Source organism: Thalassobellus citreus, from assembly GCF_044385915.1.
GTDB classification, from domain to species: domain Bacteria; phylum Bacteroidota; class Bacteroidia; order Flavobacteriales; family Flavobacteriaceae; genus Thalassobellus; species Thalassobellus citreus.
Genome location: NZ_JBISCC010000125.1, coordinates 114,055 through 128,555, shown reverse-complemented (window position 1 = coordinate 128,555; position 14,501 = coordinate 114,055). Strand labels below are relative to the sequence as shown.

The 14,501-nt window shown below is 29.0% G+C and carries 12 protein-coding genes; 11 read left to right on the top strand and 1 reads right to left on the bottom strand.

The features are described 5' to 3' along the window. The first annotated feature begins 9 nt into the window (after positions 1–9). From ACH5TX_RS10990 to ACH5TX_RS10960, 7 genes are read left to right on the top strand one after another with little or no spacing between them, the layout of a single operon-like run. Complete coding sequence (locus ACH5TX_RS10990) at positions 10–2,475, top strand: exopolysaccharide transport family protein (RefSeq protein ID WP_439339554.1); 2,466 nt, start codon at positions 10–12, stop codon at positions 2,473–2,475. A 23-nt stretch (positions 2,476–2,498) separates the two neighbouring features. Then, a complete protein-coding gene (locus ACH5TX_RS10985) occupies positions 2,499–3,395 on the top strand; it encodes an ABC transporter permease (RefSeq protein ID WP_439339553.1) in 897 nt (298 codons plus the stop codon). Further along, entirely contained in the window at positions 3,395–4,660 is a 1,266-nt protein-coding gene (locus ACH5TX_RS10980) for an ABC transporter ATP-binding protein (protein WP_439339552.1), read from the top strand. The genes ACH5TX_RS10985 and ACH5TX_RS10980 overlap by 1 nt, the downstream gene beginning before the upstream one ends. 10 nt (positions 4,661–4,670) lie before the next feature. Next, positions 4,671–6,197: a glycosyltransferase gene (locus ACH5TX_RS10975; RefSeq protein WP_439339551.1), complete on the top strand. Its 1,527-nt coding sequence runs from the start codon at positions 4,671–4,673 to the stop codon at positions 6,195–6,197. 4 nt (positions 6,198–6,201) lie between these two features. After that, entirely contained in the window at positions 6,202–7,170 is a 969-nt protein-coding gene (locus ACH5TX_RS10970) for a glycosyltransferase family 2 protein (protein WP_439339550.1), read from the top strand. Further along, positions 7,167–8,315 carry a glycosyltransferase gene (locus tag ACH5TX_RS10965; protein WP_439339549.1) on the top strand — a complete coding sequence of 383 codons (1,149 nt, stop codon included), beginning with the start codon at positions 7,167–7,169 and terminating at the stop codon, positions 8,313–8,315. Before ACH5TX_RS10970 ends, ACH5TX_RS10965 begins: the two co-directional genes overlap by 4 nt. Positions 8,316–8,335: 20 nt before the next feature. Further along, positions 8,336–9,283 (top strand): glycosyltransferase family 2 protein, encoded by a 948-nt coding sequence (locus ACH5TX_RS10960; protein WP_439339548.1) that lies wholly within the window; start codon positions 8,336–8,338, stop codon positions 9,281–9,283. Position 9,284: 1 nt separating this feature from the next. On the opposite strand, the gene ACH5TX_RS10955 is transcribed toward ACH5TX_RS10960, so the two are convergent. Then, entirely contained in the window at positions 9,285–10,232 is a 948-nt protein-coding gene (locus ACH5TX_RS10955; RefSeq protein WP_439339547.1) for a beta-1,6-N-acetylglucosaminyltransferase, read from the bottom strand. Between the two features lie 134 nt (positions 10,233–10,366). Between ACH5TX_RS10955 and ACH5TX_RS10950 the strand changes: the two genes are divergently transcribed. The 4 genes from ACH5TX_RS10950 to ACH5TX_RS10935 are packed head-to-tail and all read left to right on the top strand — an operon-like array spanning position 10,367 to position 14,492. After that, positions 10,367–11,209, top strand: a complete 843-nt coding sequence (locus ACH5TX_RS10950) for a glycosyltransferase family 2 protein (protein WP_439339546.1) — start codon at positions 10,367–10,369, stop codon at positions 11,207–11,209. Beyond that, the gene (locus ACH5TX_RS10945; RefSeq protein WP_439339545.1) at positions 11,206–12,138 is read left to right on the top strand and encodes a glycosyltransferase family 2 protein; all 933 of its coding nucleotides are present in this window, start codon (positions 11,206–11,208) and stop codon (positions 12,136–12,138) included. The genes ACH5TX_RS10950 and ACH5TX_RS10945 overlap by 4 nt, the downstream gene beginning before the upstream one ends. 3 nt (positions 12,139–12,141) lie before the next feature. After that, positions 12,142–13,254 (top strand): non-hydrolyzing UDP-N-acetylglucosamine 2-epimerase, encoded by a 1,113-nt coding sequence (gene wecB / locus ACH5TX_RS10940; RefSeq protein ID WP_439339544.1) that lies wholly within the window; start codon positions 12,142–12,144, stop codon positions 13,252–13,254. Continuing rightward, positions 13,254–14,492 (top strand): glycosyltransferase family protein, encoded by a 1,239-nt coding sequence (locus ACH5TX_RS10935; RefSeq protein ID WP_439339543.1) that lies wholly within the window; start codon positions 13,254–13,256, stop codon positions 14,490–14,492. The genes wecB and ACH5TX_RS10935 overlap by 1 nt, the downstream gene beginning before the upstream one ends. Positions 14,493–14,501: the final 9 nt, after the last annotated feature.

Sequence of the window (14,501 nt, the reverse complement as noted above, 5' to 3'; positions counted from 1 at the left end):
ATTTAAATTATGATTGAAGAATTTGAAGTTTCTGAATCTAGTGCTAGTAGTTTTGATATAAAGAAGTTTTTATTTAGAGCTTTAAGCTATTGGAAGTTTTTTTTGTTACTATTAGCTTTAGGCGTTTTTTATGTATATCAAAAAAATATTAGAGAAGAGTTTTCATATCGTTTGGGAACTAAAATTTCTATTGAAGATGATAGTAATCCTTTGTTTACATCAAATGCAAGTTTAACATTTAATTGGGGAGGTGTTACCTCTAAAATACAAACCATGATTGTGACACTTAAATCGCGTTCGCATCATGAAAAAGTTGTTGAGAGAACAGAGTTTTATAAAAGTTATTTAAAACAGGGGCGTTTTAGGAAACAGGATATTTATAAAGCAGCGCCTTTTAGGTTTAATCATGATTATAATTTTCCGCAATTAATAAATGTTCCTATAAAAGTTACTTTTTTAGATGCGCATTCTTTTGAGTTAGAAATAGATTTTCAAAGTACAGTTGCTACAACACAGAATTATATTAGCAAAGTATTGTCTAGAGTTGATGTCCCTGTTGGGGTTTTTAAAAAGCAATTTAAATTTGATGAACCAATAAACCTTCCCTTTTTAAAAGGTGTTATAAAACTTCAAGAAAATAGAAACGTTATTTCGGGAGAAACGTATTTTGTTCAACTTGGTAGTTTTGATAGTGTCGTGGCTAGTTACCAAGGTAGAACTTCAATAGTTAATTCTAAAAGCTCTCCAATTTTAGATATTACTCTTATAGATAAAAATACGGAGAAAATTGTCGATTATTTAAACATGCTTGTTACTGTTTTAAGTGAAGATCAACTAAATAGAAAAAACCAATATGCTACCAATGCTATTGATTTTATAGATGAACAGATATCAAGGGTTAAAGGGGAGTTGTCTGATAATGCAGAAGCATTAAATAATTATAGAAAGAAAAATAAAATATTCAGTCTTGATGAAGAGAGTGTTTTGTTAAATGAAAAACTAACTAAGTTAGATGCTGAAAAAGATGAAATAAACAGACAATTAAATTACTATTCTAATCTTAAAAACTATTTGTTGTCTAGTAGTTCGTTTACAGATATACCTGCGCCTTCAATTGCAGGAATAGCAGATGCTAATATTTTAAATAATGTTTCTAAAATAAATGAGTTGTCTGTACAAAAATCAAAACTGCAATATTCTGTTAGAAGTGATGCGTCTGTATTTAATGATTTAAACAGACAAATTGAGGGGCTTAAAAATGTTCTTTTAGAAAATATAAGTGCCGCTGCAAATGGTTTAAAAAGAGAGCTTAAAACTGTAAATGGAAATTTAAGTAAAGTTGAAAATCAATTTAGTAAACTGCCAGAAGACCAGCAACAACTTATAACTATTGAGCGTCAGTATACACTAAGTGAACAAACATACAATGTGTTTTTGGCTAAACGCGGTGAAGCAGAAATAATAAAGGCGTCTAATGTTTCAGATATACTTATAATTGATTCAGCAAAAAATACAGGAGCTCAGGTTTTGGGAAGGAATTTAAATGTTCGTTATGTTTTTGCTTTTTTTGTGGCTTTGATAATTCCTTTATTAATAGCTTTTGTTTTAACCTTTTTAGATAATAATATTCATAGCCCAATGGATGTTGAGCAATTGTCTTCTATTCCAATTTTAGGGGTTGTAGGTAAAAATATTTTAGATAATAATCTAGTAGTTCATAGAAAACCAAAGTCGGCAGTAGCTGAAGCATTTCGTGCTATTCGATCTAATTTGCAATATTTTTATAAATCTCAAGATTTAAAAGGCGCAAAAACATTATTAGTAACATCTTCTGTAAGTGGTGAAGGAAAAACATTTTGTTCTATTAATGTAGCAACAGTTTTCGCCTTGAGTGGTAAGAAAACAATTTTGTTAGGTTTAGACCTTAGAAAACCAAAGATTTTTGGTGATTTCAAAATTAAAAACAATATAGGAGTTGTTAATTATTTAATAGGACAAGAATCGTTAGAATCTGTGATTCAAAAAACAGATATTGAACATTTAGATGTCATTACATCAGGACCTATTCCGCCTAATCCTTCAGAATTACTTATAAATGATAAACTTAGGGAGCTTATAAGTACTTTAAAAACTAAGTATGATTATATTATTCTAGATACGCCACCAGTTGGTTTAGTGGCTGATGCTTTAGAATTATTAGAATATGTTGATGCCTCTTTGTATGTTGTAAGGCAAGATTATACAAAGAAAGGAATGCTTAACTTTATCAATGAAAAATATAAATCTAAACAAATAAAAAATATTAGTTTAATTTATAATGGCTATGATCAAAAGGCTAAATATGGCTATGGTTATGGCTACGGTTATGGCTATGGCTATGGTTATGGTAATTATGCTAATGGGTATCATGATGATACAAAACAAAAGACAGGTTTATTAAAAAGCGTAAAGTCTCTTTTTAAAAAGAATAGTTAGAAGTAGTTTTAAATAATTAATTATTGGATAAGAAAGAAACAAATGATGTTTGGTTGTATACCATTACTTCAAAAAAGAGTGTCATTGATTTAAACTTTTCGGAGATTTGGAGATATCGCGATTTACTATTATTGTTTGTTAAACGTGATGTAATTACATTATACAAACAGACTGTTTTAGGGCCACTATGGTATTTTATTCAACCTTTATTTACGTCTGTAATTTTCACTTTGGTATTCAATAATATAGCTAATATTGAAACAGGGAATGGCATTCCATCGTTTTTGTTCAATTTAGCAGGTATTACGTCTTGGAACTATTTTAGTGCTTGTTTAAATGGAACTAGTGATACGTTTAAGAAAAATCAGGGTATTTTTGGAAAAGTTTATTTTCCTCGTGCGATTATGCCTATGTCAACAGTTTTGTCTAATCTAATTAAATTTGGAATTCAATTACTGGTATTTGTTTGTTTTTATATTTACTTTATTTTTTTTACAGAAACAGCTTTTAATACATCACTAACGATAAATATATTATGGCTTCCTTTAATTATTTTAGTAATGGCTTTATTGGGCTTGGGTTTTGGTATGATAATTTCATCAATGACTACTAAATATAGAGATTTAAGTTTTTTAGTCGCATTTGGTGTGCAATTATTGATGTACGGATCTGCAGTCATGTATCCTTTGTCACTAATTCATGAAAAAGTAACAGATGGTAAATTACCTCAATGGGTTGGTCTAATTATAGAATACAACCCTATGACGACGATTGTTGAATTATTTAGAAGTATGACATTAGGAGTCGGTTATTTTTCTTTAAGTAAATTAAGTTATGCTACAATTATTAGTATCGTTGTATTTTTATTAGGGTTAATTGTATTTAATAAAACCGAAAAACAATTTATTGATACTGTTTAATGAAGAAAGACATTATTTTAAAGGCAGAAAATATTAGTAAACAATACCGTCTAGGTTTGGTTGGTACTGGGACGATTAGTCATGATTTAAACCGTTGGTGGTATAGAATAAGAGGAAAAGAAGATCCGTATTTAAAAATAGGAGAGGCTAATGATAGAAGTACTAAAGGAAACTCAGATTATGTTTGGGCTTTACAGGATATAAATTTTGAAGTAGAACGTGGTGAAGTCCTTGGTATTATTGGAAAGAATGGAGCTGGAAAATCTACCTTATTGAAAATACTTTCTAAAGTAACAAGTCCTACTACCGGTGAGATTAAAACAAAAGGACGTATAGCTTCATTGTTAGAAGTTGGTACGGGATTTCATGGAGAAATGACAGGGCGTGAAAATATTTTTTTAAACGGTGCTATTTTAGGAATGACCAAAAAAGAAATCGTTTTAAAAATTGATGAAATTATTGAGTTTTCTGGTTGTGAACGTTATATTGATACACCTGTTAAACGTTACTCTTCAGGAATGACCGTACGTTTAGCTTTTGCTGTAGCCGCTTTTTTAGAACCAGAAATATTGGTAATTGATGAGGTATTAGCTGTTGGCGATGCCGAATTTCAAAAAAAGGCTATTGGTAAAATGCAGGATATTAGTCGTAGTGAAGGGAGGACGGTGTTGTTTGTGAGTCATAATATGGCTGCTGTTAGGAGTTTGTGTACGAGATCATTGGTATTGGAAAATGGAGAAATGGTTTTTCAAGGAGAAACGAATGTTTCAATAGATTTTTATCTTAGAAATAATGAATGGATAGGACTTAATGAATCTTGTATAAAAACAGGTGAAGGTAATGTTCTTGTCGATAAAGTTTTATTTAATGCTCCCAATATCATGACAGGTAAATTTTTACAAATTGATTTTTTATTGAAGAGAATTAATGATTTAGAATTTAAGACCTTAAGATTGGATTTTAAAATAGATGATATTTTTGGAAAGAGAGTTTCGTGGTGCAGTTCTGCAGCAGATTCCTCATTAAGATTTGAGACCTTTAAAAATTCTGGGAAAATTTCATTTCATTTTGATAAATTCCCATTAGTCGCAGGTGAGTATATTATATCCTATGTATTATTGGTAAATAATATTGTTCAAGAGAATGCTCAGGAATATTTAAGGTTTGAAGTAGAATCTGGTGCTTTTTATAATTCACCAATCACGATAACTTCTAATCATACAACGGTATTAACAGATTATAACGTTAATTGTAGTCTTTCTTAAAAAAATCATATTGGAAAATTTTAAGCATATTATTATTACAAGATTCAACCTTTCTAAAAGGTGGCAAAGTGATAAACTTGGTAATACTGTTCTTGATGAAAATTGGTTAAAAGATAGATTTTATTTATTTGAAAATTATTGTTTACCATCTATAAAAAGTCAAACGTGTTTAAATTTTGAGTGGTGGGTTTACTTTGATGAGCAATTATCTCCAGAGTACAAAAAGAAGAACGAAGCGCTGCATTCAAGCTTTGCTAATTTTATTCCAAAGTATGAGAAATCGTATAATTATTTTGAAACTAACATGCCAAAAGAACTTCATAAAAAACTTTTGAAAAGTAATGTAGAATGGCTTATTACAACACGTTTAGACAATGATGATATTTTAGCAAAAAATACGGTAGAAGTTATTCAGAAACATATAAGTTTCAAAGGAGCATGTTTGTTGGAAATACCAGTTGGTTATACTATGGAGATTGGGGAGAAGTCTGTTTTAAGACAAGTAACGACTTATTTAAATCCTTTTATAAGTTTAGTAGAAACTGTATCTAGTAAGAGCCAAGTTAAAAGTGTATATTATCAAGAACATAATAAATGGAAAGGAGTTAAAAACGAAATAGTTTCTAATTTACCACAATGGATTCAGGTAATTCATGATAAGAATATATCGAATAGTGCTGCAGGGAAAGAAATTAATCCTTGGCTTATAAGGAAGCAGTTTAAGTTTAATTATAAAAGTTTAAAGTTTAAATCACAGTTTAGATTTTATAAACAAAAAATATATGGGTTTATGACAGGTAGAATTAAAAGGAAAATACGAGAGTTTCAAGATAGATTTAAAAATTTAGATAAAAAAGCAGATTTAAATTATCAATTGATTGAAGATGAAATGGCTTTAAATCAACTTCTTAAAATGTTCGATAATAATGTTTTCGTCCCACTTACAGGTTGGTCTATTTCTCCAAAAGAAGTGTTGCATATTTGTAATGATATTGTTATTAATAAAAGAAAGAATATTATAGAATTTGGTTCGGGATATTCAACAGTTTGCATAGCGCAATTATTAAAAAATAATAATTTGGATGCCACTTTTTTTTCTGTAGAGAGTAATCCTGAATGGGCAGAAGAACTAAATAATATTTTAGGTAATATGAATTTAGATAATTACGTAAAAATTGTAATAGCACCTTTAAAAAATGTAGATTCCGGTATATCTAAGGAATGCCAAGACCAGTGGTATAGTACAGAGTCTTTATCTATAGCTAAGGTCGATACTTTTAAATATGATTTGGTAGTTGTAGATGGACCTCCAGGGTTTTTGACACCTTATTCGAGATATTCAGCAATACCTTTTCTTAAAAATAATATATCCAAAACATTTGCTGTATTTTTGGATGATGCTAATCGATCAGAAGAAAAAGAAATATCTAATGATTGGCATTTAATTTTAGGGGGGCATATAAAAGGTTATAATAGGTATTGTTATTTGAGTGATAATCTTGATTTTGATACAGCCCCTTTTGGAAATAAATTTTAATAAAATGCAAGATTTAGTATCAATAATTATTCCTACCTACAATAGAGCAGGTTTAATTGTGGATACTTTAAATAGTCTACTTTCCCAGAGTTATACTAATTGGGAATGTATTGTGGTAGATGATGGAAGTACAGATAATACCCCTAACGTATTAGAAAAATACATAAAAAAAGATTCTCGTTTTCAATATTATAGACGTCCTAAGGATATGCTTAAAGGAGCTAACAATTGCAGGAACTATGGGTTTGAAATGAGTAATGGGGCTTACGTGAATTGGTTTGATGACGACGATGTTATGCTTCCGGGATTTTTAAAGGAAAAGACGTCTGTTTTAAACACTAATTTAAATATGGTAATTGGTTCTGGGTATTATGTTAATAACAGGTTAGAGAATAGAAAAGAAATAGTACTAAATAATAAAGGTTATTTATTTAAAGATTATGCGTTGTGGCATTTACAAATTTTAACGCCTTCCGTATTAATAAAAAAGTCCTTTTTAGAAGGGAAAAGACTTTTTATTAATGAGATAAAAAGAGGGCAGGAGACGGAATTTTTTTCTAGAATTTTTTTTAAATTACCTGAAGAATCATATCAAATTGTTGATAAACCATTGTTTTTATATCGACAACATGACCAAACAAAATCTGCTAAAAATAAAAAATATAATCATGATTATAAAGAATCTCAAAGTTTTATTGCTGTCGAGAACTTAAAAAGAAGTATAGCACTAAGTGATTTAGAATTGGTCTCTTTTTATTATAAACTTTTGATAAACTTATTCTTTAGAGGGATTGAAAATAATCACCTAAAAAATTCAAAGTATATTTTAAGAAAATTAATTTTAACTTTATATGCACATAATAAAAAGCTCAGTTCAGAATTGTGTTTTTTTGGATGTATGTTTTTAGTTTTAAAAAGAGGTAGTTATCAAATAGAAAAAAGATTTAGAACATATAAGATATTTGTGATTTGAAAAAAAAGTTGGTAATTTGTTCGCCTTATTTAAAAAGTGTGGGAGGCACTGAAATTGAAGCAATATCTTATGCTATTTACCTTTACGATAAAAAGCTTTTTAAAAGAATAATAATATTTTCAGATTCAAAAATTAATATCCAACCTTTTGAAAAATTGCTAGGAGATAGGGATATTAAAGTTTTTACATATCCAGTTTTTTTTTCAAGTTCACTAGTAAAAATTATAAACCGTTTTTTTTCTAAAATGGGGTTTAGTTATAATATTATTGACTATTTGTATTGGAAATACAAAAGTATTACTATTTCAAATTTTTTAATTTTAACTTATACAAAAAGCTCCTATTTTTTTCCAATATTAAAATCTGTTTTTTCTTCCAAAAAAGTAATAGGTAAGGTAACTATGGGGGTATTTACCATTTTGCCAAATAGTTATCGGAATTTTTATAAAAAATTTAGTCACCTTATTGTGTTTAATAATAAACAGAAAGACTTTTGGATTAAGACTTATGGCTTTAAGCAAATGGTTAGTTTGGATATTATGGTGACAAATGAATCCGATTTACTTAAAATTCCTTCAAAAGCATGTGTGAACGACATGAATTTAGTATTCGGGTTTTTAGGAAGAGTTGCAAGTGAAAAGAATATATTAGATATGATTTTACTTTTGGATTTCTTAAATAATAAAAAAGGCTTTGCTTGTAAACTAATTATTCAAGGAGAAGCAACAGATCATGTTTATAAAGAACAAGTATATAAAAAAGTAGAAGAACTTGAACTTTCAAGTTTTGTGACCTTTAATAATTATTTTATTGATCCATCGGAAACTTATGAGTTTTATGAAAAGATAGATGTTTTTTTAGTGACATCTTTATGGGAAGGAGGACCCATTACAGCGTTGGAAGCTGTTGCAGCTGGACGATTTGTTTTAGGATATGATATTGGAGCAATGCGAGAACGTTTTGGAGCTTTTCAATATTTAATAAATAAAGATTTTACAGAATTATGTGTTTCAGCACTTGCTATTATAAATATGACTTTTAATGATAAGGAAATGTTCTTGAAAAAAATGAGGGAAGATTATGTCCTTCGATTAAATAATGAAATGAAGTTGAATACCCTAATGGAATTGTTCAAGGATAATTAAATTTTAAATCAAACCCTAAAATGACGTTACCTTTAGTATCTATTATTATTCCGATTTATAACCGAAATAAATTAATAAAGGAAACTTTAAATTCTATTTTAAAACAAACCTATACAAATTGGGAATGTATTATAGTTGATGATGGTAGTACAGATAGTACCCCAGAGGTATTAAAAGTGTATTGTAAAAAAGACCAGCGCTTTAAATCTTATGCACGCCCTAGTAATAGATTAAAAGGAGGGAATGCCAGTCGTAATTTTGGATTTGAAAAAAGTAATGGAGCTTTCGTAATATGGTTTGATAGTGATGATTTAATGGTTGCTAACCATATAGAGTTAAAACTTGAAAATATAATTATCAGTAATGTCGATTTTGTTATTGCAAAAACAGCTAATTTTAAAGGAAGCAAATTGCATAAACCATACAACTATGTGATACCAGAATATGGTATTAGAGCTGAAGATTTTATTTTAAGGAAAATACATTGGTATACCTATGATGTTATGTTAAGTAAAACCCTTGCGGAAAAAGTGATTTACAACGAGAGGCTTAAATCATGGCAAGATTACAATTATTTCTGTAAAATGTTATTAATATCAACTAATGGGAAATATATTGATACGGTATTAACTCATAGAAGATTACATTCAAATTCAATCCAAATGAGTATGAACAAAACAAAAGTGGCTTTTAATTTGGAGTTACTTGAAAATAAGGTGTATACCTATTTAGATATTGTTGATAAGATAAGTGAAAATGTAAGGAAAGATTATTTAAATGGATTAATGAATATTTCTTTTTACTTAGCTAAAGAAAAAAGAATTTCATCTCATACCTTTTTTATTGGCAAAGAAGTAAAAAAGGTAATGGCTTTTAAAAATGTGTTTTGGTTTTTAGTATCATTATTATCGGCGTTTTTTATGAAAAAAGGAGAGTTTTTTTTAAATAAATCTAAAGGAAAGAAGTGATTTACTGTAATAGTTCTAAATCAATTTTATCTAATATTTTATGGTCAATATCGATGTCAAATTTTCTAGCAAATAGTTTTTTCTTAGAAACGTTTTTAAGCTCAAAAAAGTCATTTTCGGTAAAAGTGACTGGCAATGGTGTGTTTTTTCTTTTCCAATTAATATAAGTTGCATTAGGTCTAATAACAAGATTATTGGTTTGCTTTAAATGTCCTAGAATACTTTGAAAAAATATTTCATCAGGTAGGAGTGTGTTTTCATGGTAGCTTATATATTCGGGATTGGCGTCAATAAAGTTCAAGATTAATGAAATAACTTCGATAGGAAGTGCCCACCATTGACTTCCACCAAATGGTTTTATAGGAATAGGAGGTTGTCTAGTAAGTAAAATTTTTGTTAAATCAGAATATCGCTTTGTTTTCAGTAGTTTGTTTATTTTTCCGAAAGATTGTCTTTTATAAAATCCTCTATTAAAAACAGAATGAAGTTGAATAAAATCTTGTTTTTTATTTGAAAGATTAATTTTGTATTGATTTAAGCGATCTAGACCACCATTATTAGCCCAATCCTTAAACGGTATGGAGAATGTTTCCATAAAGCAGGTGCCATAATTTGATTCGAAAAAGGAACTAATACGTGAATTTGATTGTAATGGATAATCTTGCCCACTTAGTAACACACAATAACCATGTCTTCCATCATTTATGATTTTTTTTAGAGTATAGATAGTAGCTTTAACAATACCAATATCTCCCCATGTACCATATTCTCTATTATTGTCTTCGCAAAAATGAATATTATTCTTAATTAAAATATTTAAAAAAGGTGTTATATCGGAGCCTTTGTCAATATGAATGTAAAAATTTGATTTAGGAGAATCAAGTCTATCAATAAGCCTTAGAACTTGTAATGGTGTTTTGTGAGCAAGAATGATATAATTAATTTCCATTGATGTAATCTTTTGAATTTGAGGCGTAATTTTATAGTTTAGCCGTTAGGCATTAGTCAAGACAAAAGTACAATAGATTTAGTAATTATTTTATTGGTTTTTAAGAGGTTGGTTATTAGATTAAAAGAAAAAGAATGAAGGCAGTAGAAAAGGTATTGGTATCGATTATAATACCGTGTTATAATGATGCGGAATATATTGAACAATCTGTGCACTCGGCTCTTAATCAAAAATACCAGAATAAAGAAGTAATTGTTGTAGATGATGGATCTAACAAAGCAACTAAACTAGTTTTGGAAACATTAAAGCCAAAACTAACCAAATTGATAACTCAAGAAAATAAAGGTCAAAGTTCAGCTAGAAATCTAGGAATAGCACATGCAAAAGGCGAGTACATTTTAGTTTTGGATAGTGATGATTTTTTTGAACCTACTTTTAGTGAAAAGGCAATACAAATTTTTGAGAACGAAGAAAATATAAAAGTAGTCAGTTGTTATGCGAAATTAATAGGTAACAACCTTAAAAATCGAATATTTGAACCCAAAGGAGGTGAGTTAAAGAATTTTTTGGTATCAAATGAGGTATTAGGAACTTCAATGTTTAAAAAACAAGATTGGGAGTCTGTTAATGGTTATGACGAATCCATGCGTAGCGGGTTTGAAGACTGGGAATATTTTATTAGACTTTTAAAAAATGGAGGTGAAGCTTTTGTTATTAAAGAACCACTTTTTAATTATAGACAACGATTTGGGTCTACAACATCTAGAGCTAATAAGAATAAATATAATTTATTAGAATATATTTACTTAAAACATAAAGATGTATATGTCGATAATTATGAGTCGTTCATTACATTTTTATTAAGTAAGATAGAGCGAGAGGAGCAAGAGAAAATAAAAAAAGAAAATCATTTAGAGTATAGAATAGGGGCGTTCGTGCTAAAACCTTTAAAATTTGTTAAACGCTTGTTTTTATGAATACTGCCATGAATTTAGTTAGTATTGTAATGGCGACATATAATAGGGATAAGTATATTTTAGAAGCCCTGCAATCCATACAAAATCAAAGTTTTACAAACTGGGAGTGTTTAATAATTGATGATGGTGGAACGGATAACACTCAAAATGTAATCACTCCAATTTTAGAAAAGGATAATAGATTTTGTTTTTTAAAAAGACCCAAAACCTATAAAAAAGGACTTTCAGGAGCAAGAAATTATGGTATAGATACTGCCAAAGGAGCGTATATTATTTTTTTTGATGACGATGATGTAGTACATCCTCTTAATTTAGAAATTTGTTTGTCCATTTTAAAAAAAACAAAAAGAATAGCGTTCTGTAATTATCAGAAAAAATCGTTCTCTAAACAGTTTAATTACAATATAATCGATCATAAATTAAGCTTTAAATTAGAAACAATAGACAAAACGTTTTTACACAAAGTAATTACAAATGAAATACCTTTTGCTTCTTGTACCGTTTTGTGGAAAAAAGAGTGTTTTGTTAAACATAGATTTAATGAAAGTTTGATGTATGCCGAAGAATGGGAATGTTATTCTCGAATTTTAAGTGAAGAAATTAAAGGGGTAGTCATCGATAAAATACTGTATTATAATAGAAAACATGATGCATCTAATACAGGAGAGTTTTGGAGTAAATCGGGAAAACGGGTAGCGTCAAAAAAGAAAGCTATAGAATTGGTGGTTTTTAATTTAAAAAAAAAGAACCTACTATACCCTAATAGCTATAGCTATCTCTTAAATTTAGCCATTTCTTTTAGAGATTTTAAATTGCTACAAAGTATTTTTACAATTTCTAATCCCAAAAAGGAGGTAAAGTTGTTTTATGGGATAAAATTCTGTTTATATCCACTGTGGGTTTTTTATAAGAAAAATTTAAAAAAATAAAGTTTGAAAATACTTATTTGTTTAGGAACACGACCAGAAGCCATAAAAATGGCGCCACTTTATTATGAACTAAAAAAACAAATAGGTTTAGAGGTTAAGTTGTGTATAACAGCCCAACATCGAGAGATGTTAGATCAAGTACTTCGTTTTTTTGAGATTCAAGCAGATTTTGATTTAGATATAATGAAACATGATCAGACTTTAAATAGTTTAAGTGCTTCAATTTTATCTAAAGTAGAAAGGGTATTACTTGAATTTCAACCAAATTTGGTTTTAGTTCATGGAGATACAACAACATCATCAATGGCAGCATTAGCGGCATTTCATTGTGCTATAAAAGTGGGGCATGTAGAAGCAGGATTGAGAACTTATAATAAAAAATCACCTTTCCCAGAAGAATTAAATAGACAACTTATAGCAAGAATTGCCGATTTTCATTTTGCACCCACTCAAAAGGCTTTTAATAATTTGGTTGATGAAGGTATAAATAAAGAGAAGGTTGTGTTATCAGGAAACACGGTAATAGATGCGTTATTGTTTACAATAGATAAAATTGAAAATGGATATAAACCATCTTTTTCAGAGGAATTAAGTAAGAAAGTAGATTTTAAAAAAGATATCATTTTAGTTACTGGACACAGAAGAGAGAGTTTTGGAGAGGGGTTTAAAAATTTGTGTGAAGCGCTTTTAGAAATATCAAAAAACAAAGCAGTCGAAATAATATATCCAGTACATTTTAACCCTAACGTAAAGAAAATAGTATACGAAATGCTTTCTAACATTACAAATATCCATTTAATAGATCCATTAGATTATGTGAATTTTGTGTGGTTAATGGGGAAATCTAATCTTATAATAACAGATTCGGGAGGTATTCAAGAAGAAGCGCCATCATTTAATATTCCAGTGCTGGTAACACGAGAAAAAACAGAAAGAACAGAAGGTGTTAAAGCTGGTTTTCTGTGTTTAGTAGGGACGAATAAAGCTAAAATCATAAATAAAGCAAACGATTTATTATATTTAAAAAGGATTAAAAATGTGAATTCAAATCCTTATGGAGATGGTAAGGCAAGTCAGAAAATTGTGGCGTTTTTAAAAAAGTGTATAAATAAGTAATGAAAAATATTCTAGTTCTTGTAGATTCAATTGATGTCGATGATAGCAGCGGAGCTAAAGCCAATGTCGCTTTAATTTTAAACCTTAAAAAAGCAGGGTTTAATGTTACGGTATATCATTATTCTTATAAAAATGTAGAGATAGAAGACCTTGAGTGTTTTTTAATTAATGAGATAAAATGGAATTTGCTATACATTTTAAGTCGAAGTCAACGTGTATTTACAAGAATCACAGGAGTTAGTGTCCATCGTTTAATAGAAAATTGGTTAGGCTTTTCGTTTACATATTTTAATGATGTAAAAAGTATTTTAAAAAGATTAAAAGGTGTTAAATTAGAAATTGATTTGGTGTTAACCTTAAGTAAAGGTGCTAGTTTTAGAACACATTATGCAGTTTTAAAATATCCTGAATTTCATAATAAATGGATGGCTTATGTGCATGATCCTTATCCGTTTAATTGTTACCCTCCACCATACGAGTGGATAGAACCAGGGCATAAACATAAAGAACGATTCTTTCGGGAAGTTTCAAAAAAAGCGAAGTATTCCGCTTTTCCAAGCCTATTATTAAAAGAATGGATGGGAAATTATTTTTCCAATTTTTTAAATACAGGAATTGTAATTCCACATCAAAATACCAATTTCGATACGAGTAAAGCATATCCCTTACCTTATTTTGATAGTTCTAAGTTTAATTTGTTACATGCTGGTAATTTAATGAAACAACGGTCTCCAGAAGGTCTAATAGAGGGGTTTAAGCTATTTTTAGAACGTAATCCCAATGCTAAAAAAAATGCAAAACTATCGTTAATAGGAAATGCTAGTTATCATGAAAAAGCATTAGAAGAAGCTCAAACGGAAATTGCTCAAATTTTTGTTTTTAAGACCAATAAGTCATTTTTAGAAATTCAGTTTTTACAACATAAAACAGCAGTAAATATTATTTTAGAAGCCAAATCTGAAATAAGTCCATTTTTACCAGGTAAATTTCCGCATTGTGTGAATAGCAATAAACCAATACTTTTGTTAGGTCCAGTTAATAGTGAAACAAAAAGGTTACTAGGCGAAACGTATCCCTATTGGGCAGAAATAGATGCCGTAGATGATATAGCAAATAATATAAAAAAACTTTATACATTGTGGGAAGAAAATAAAGAGACATTACAACTAAATAGACCAGACTTGGAACGTTATGTTTCTCATGGTTTTTTAAAAGAGATATTAACCAATTTAAAGTAGTACAAGTAA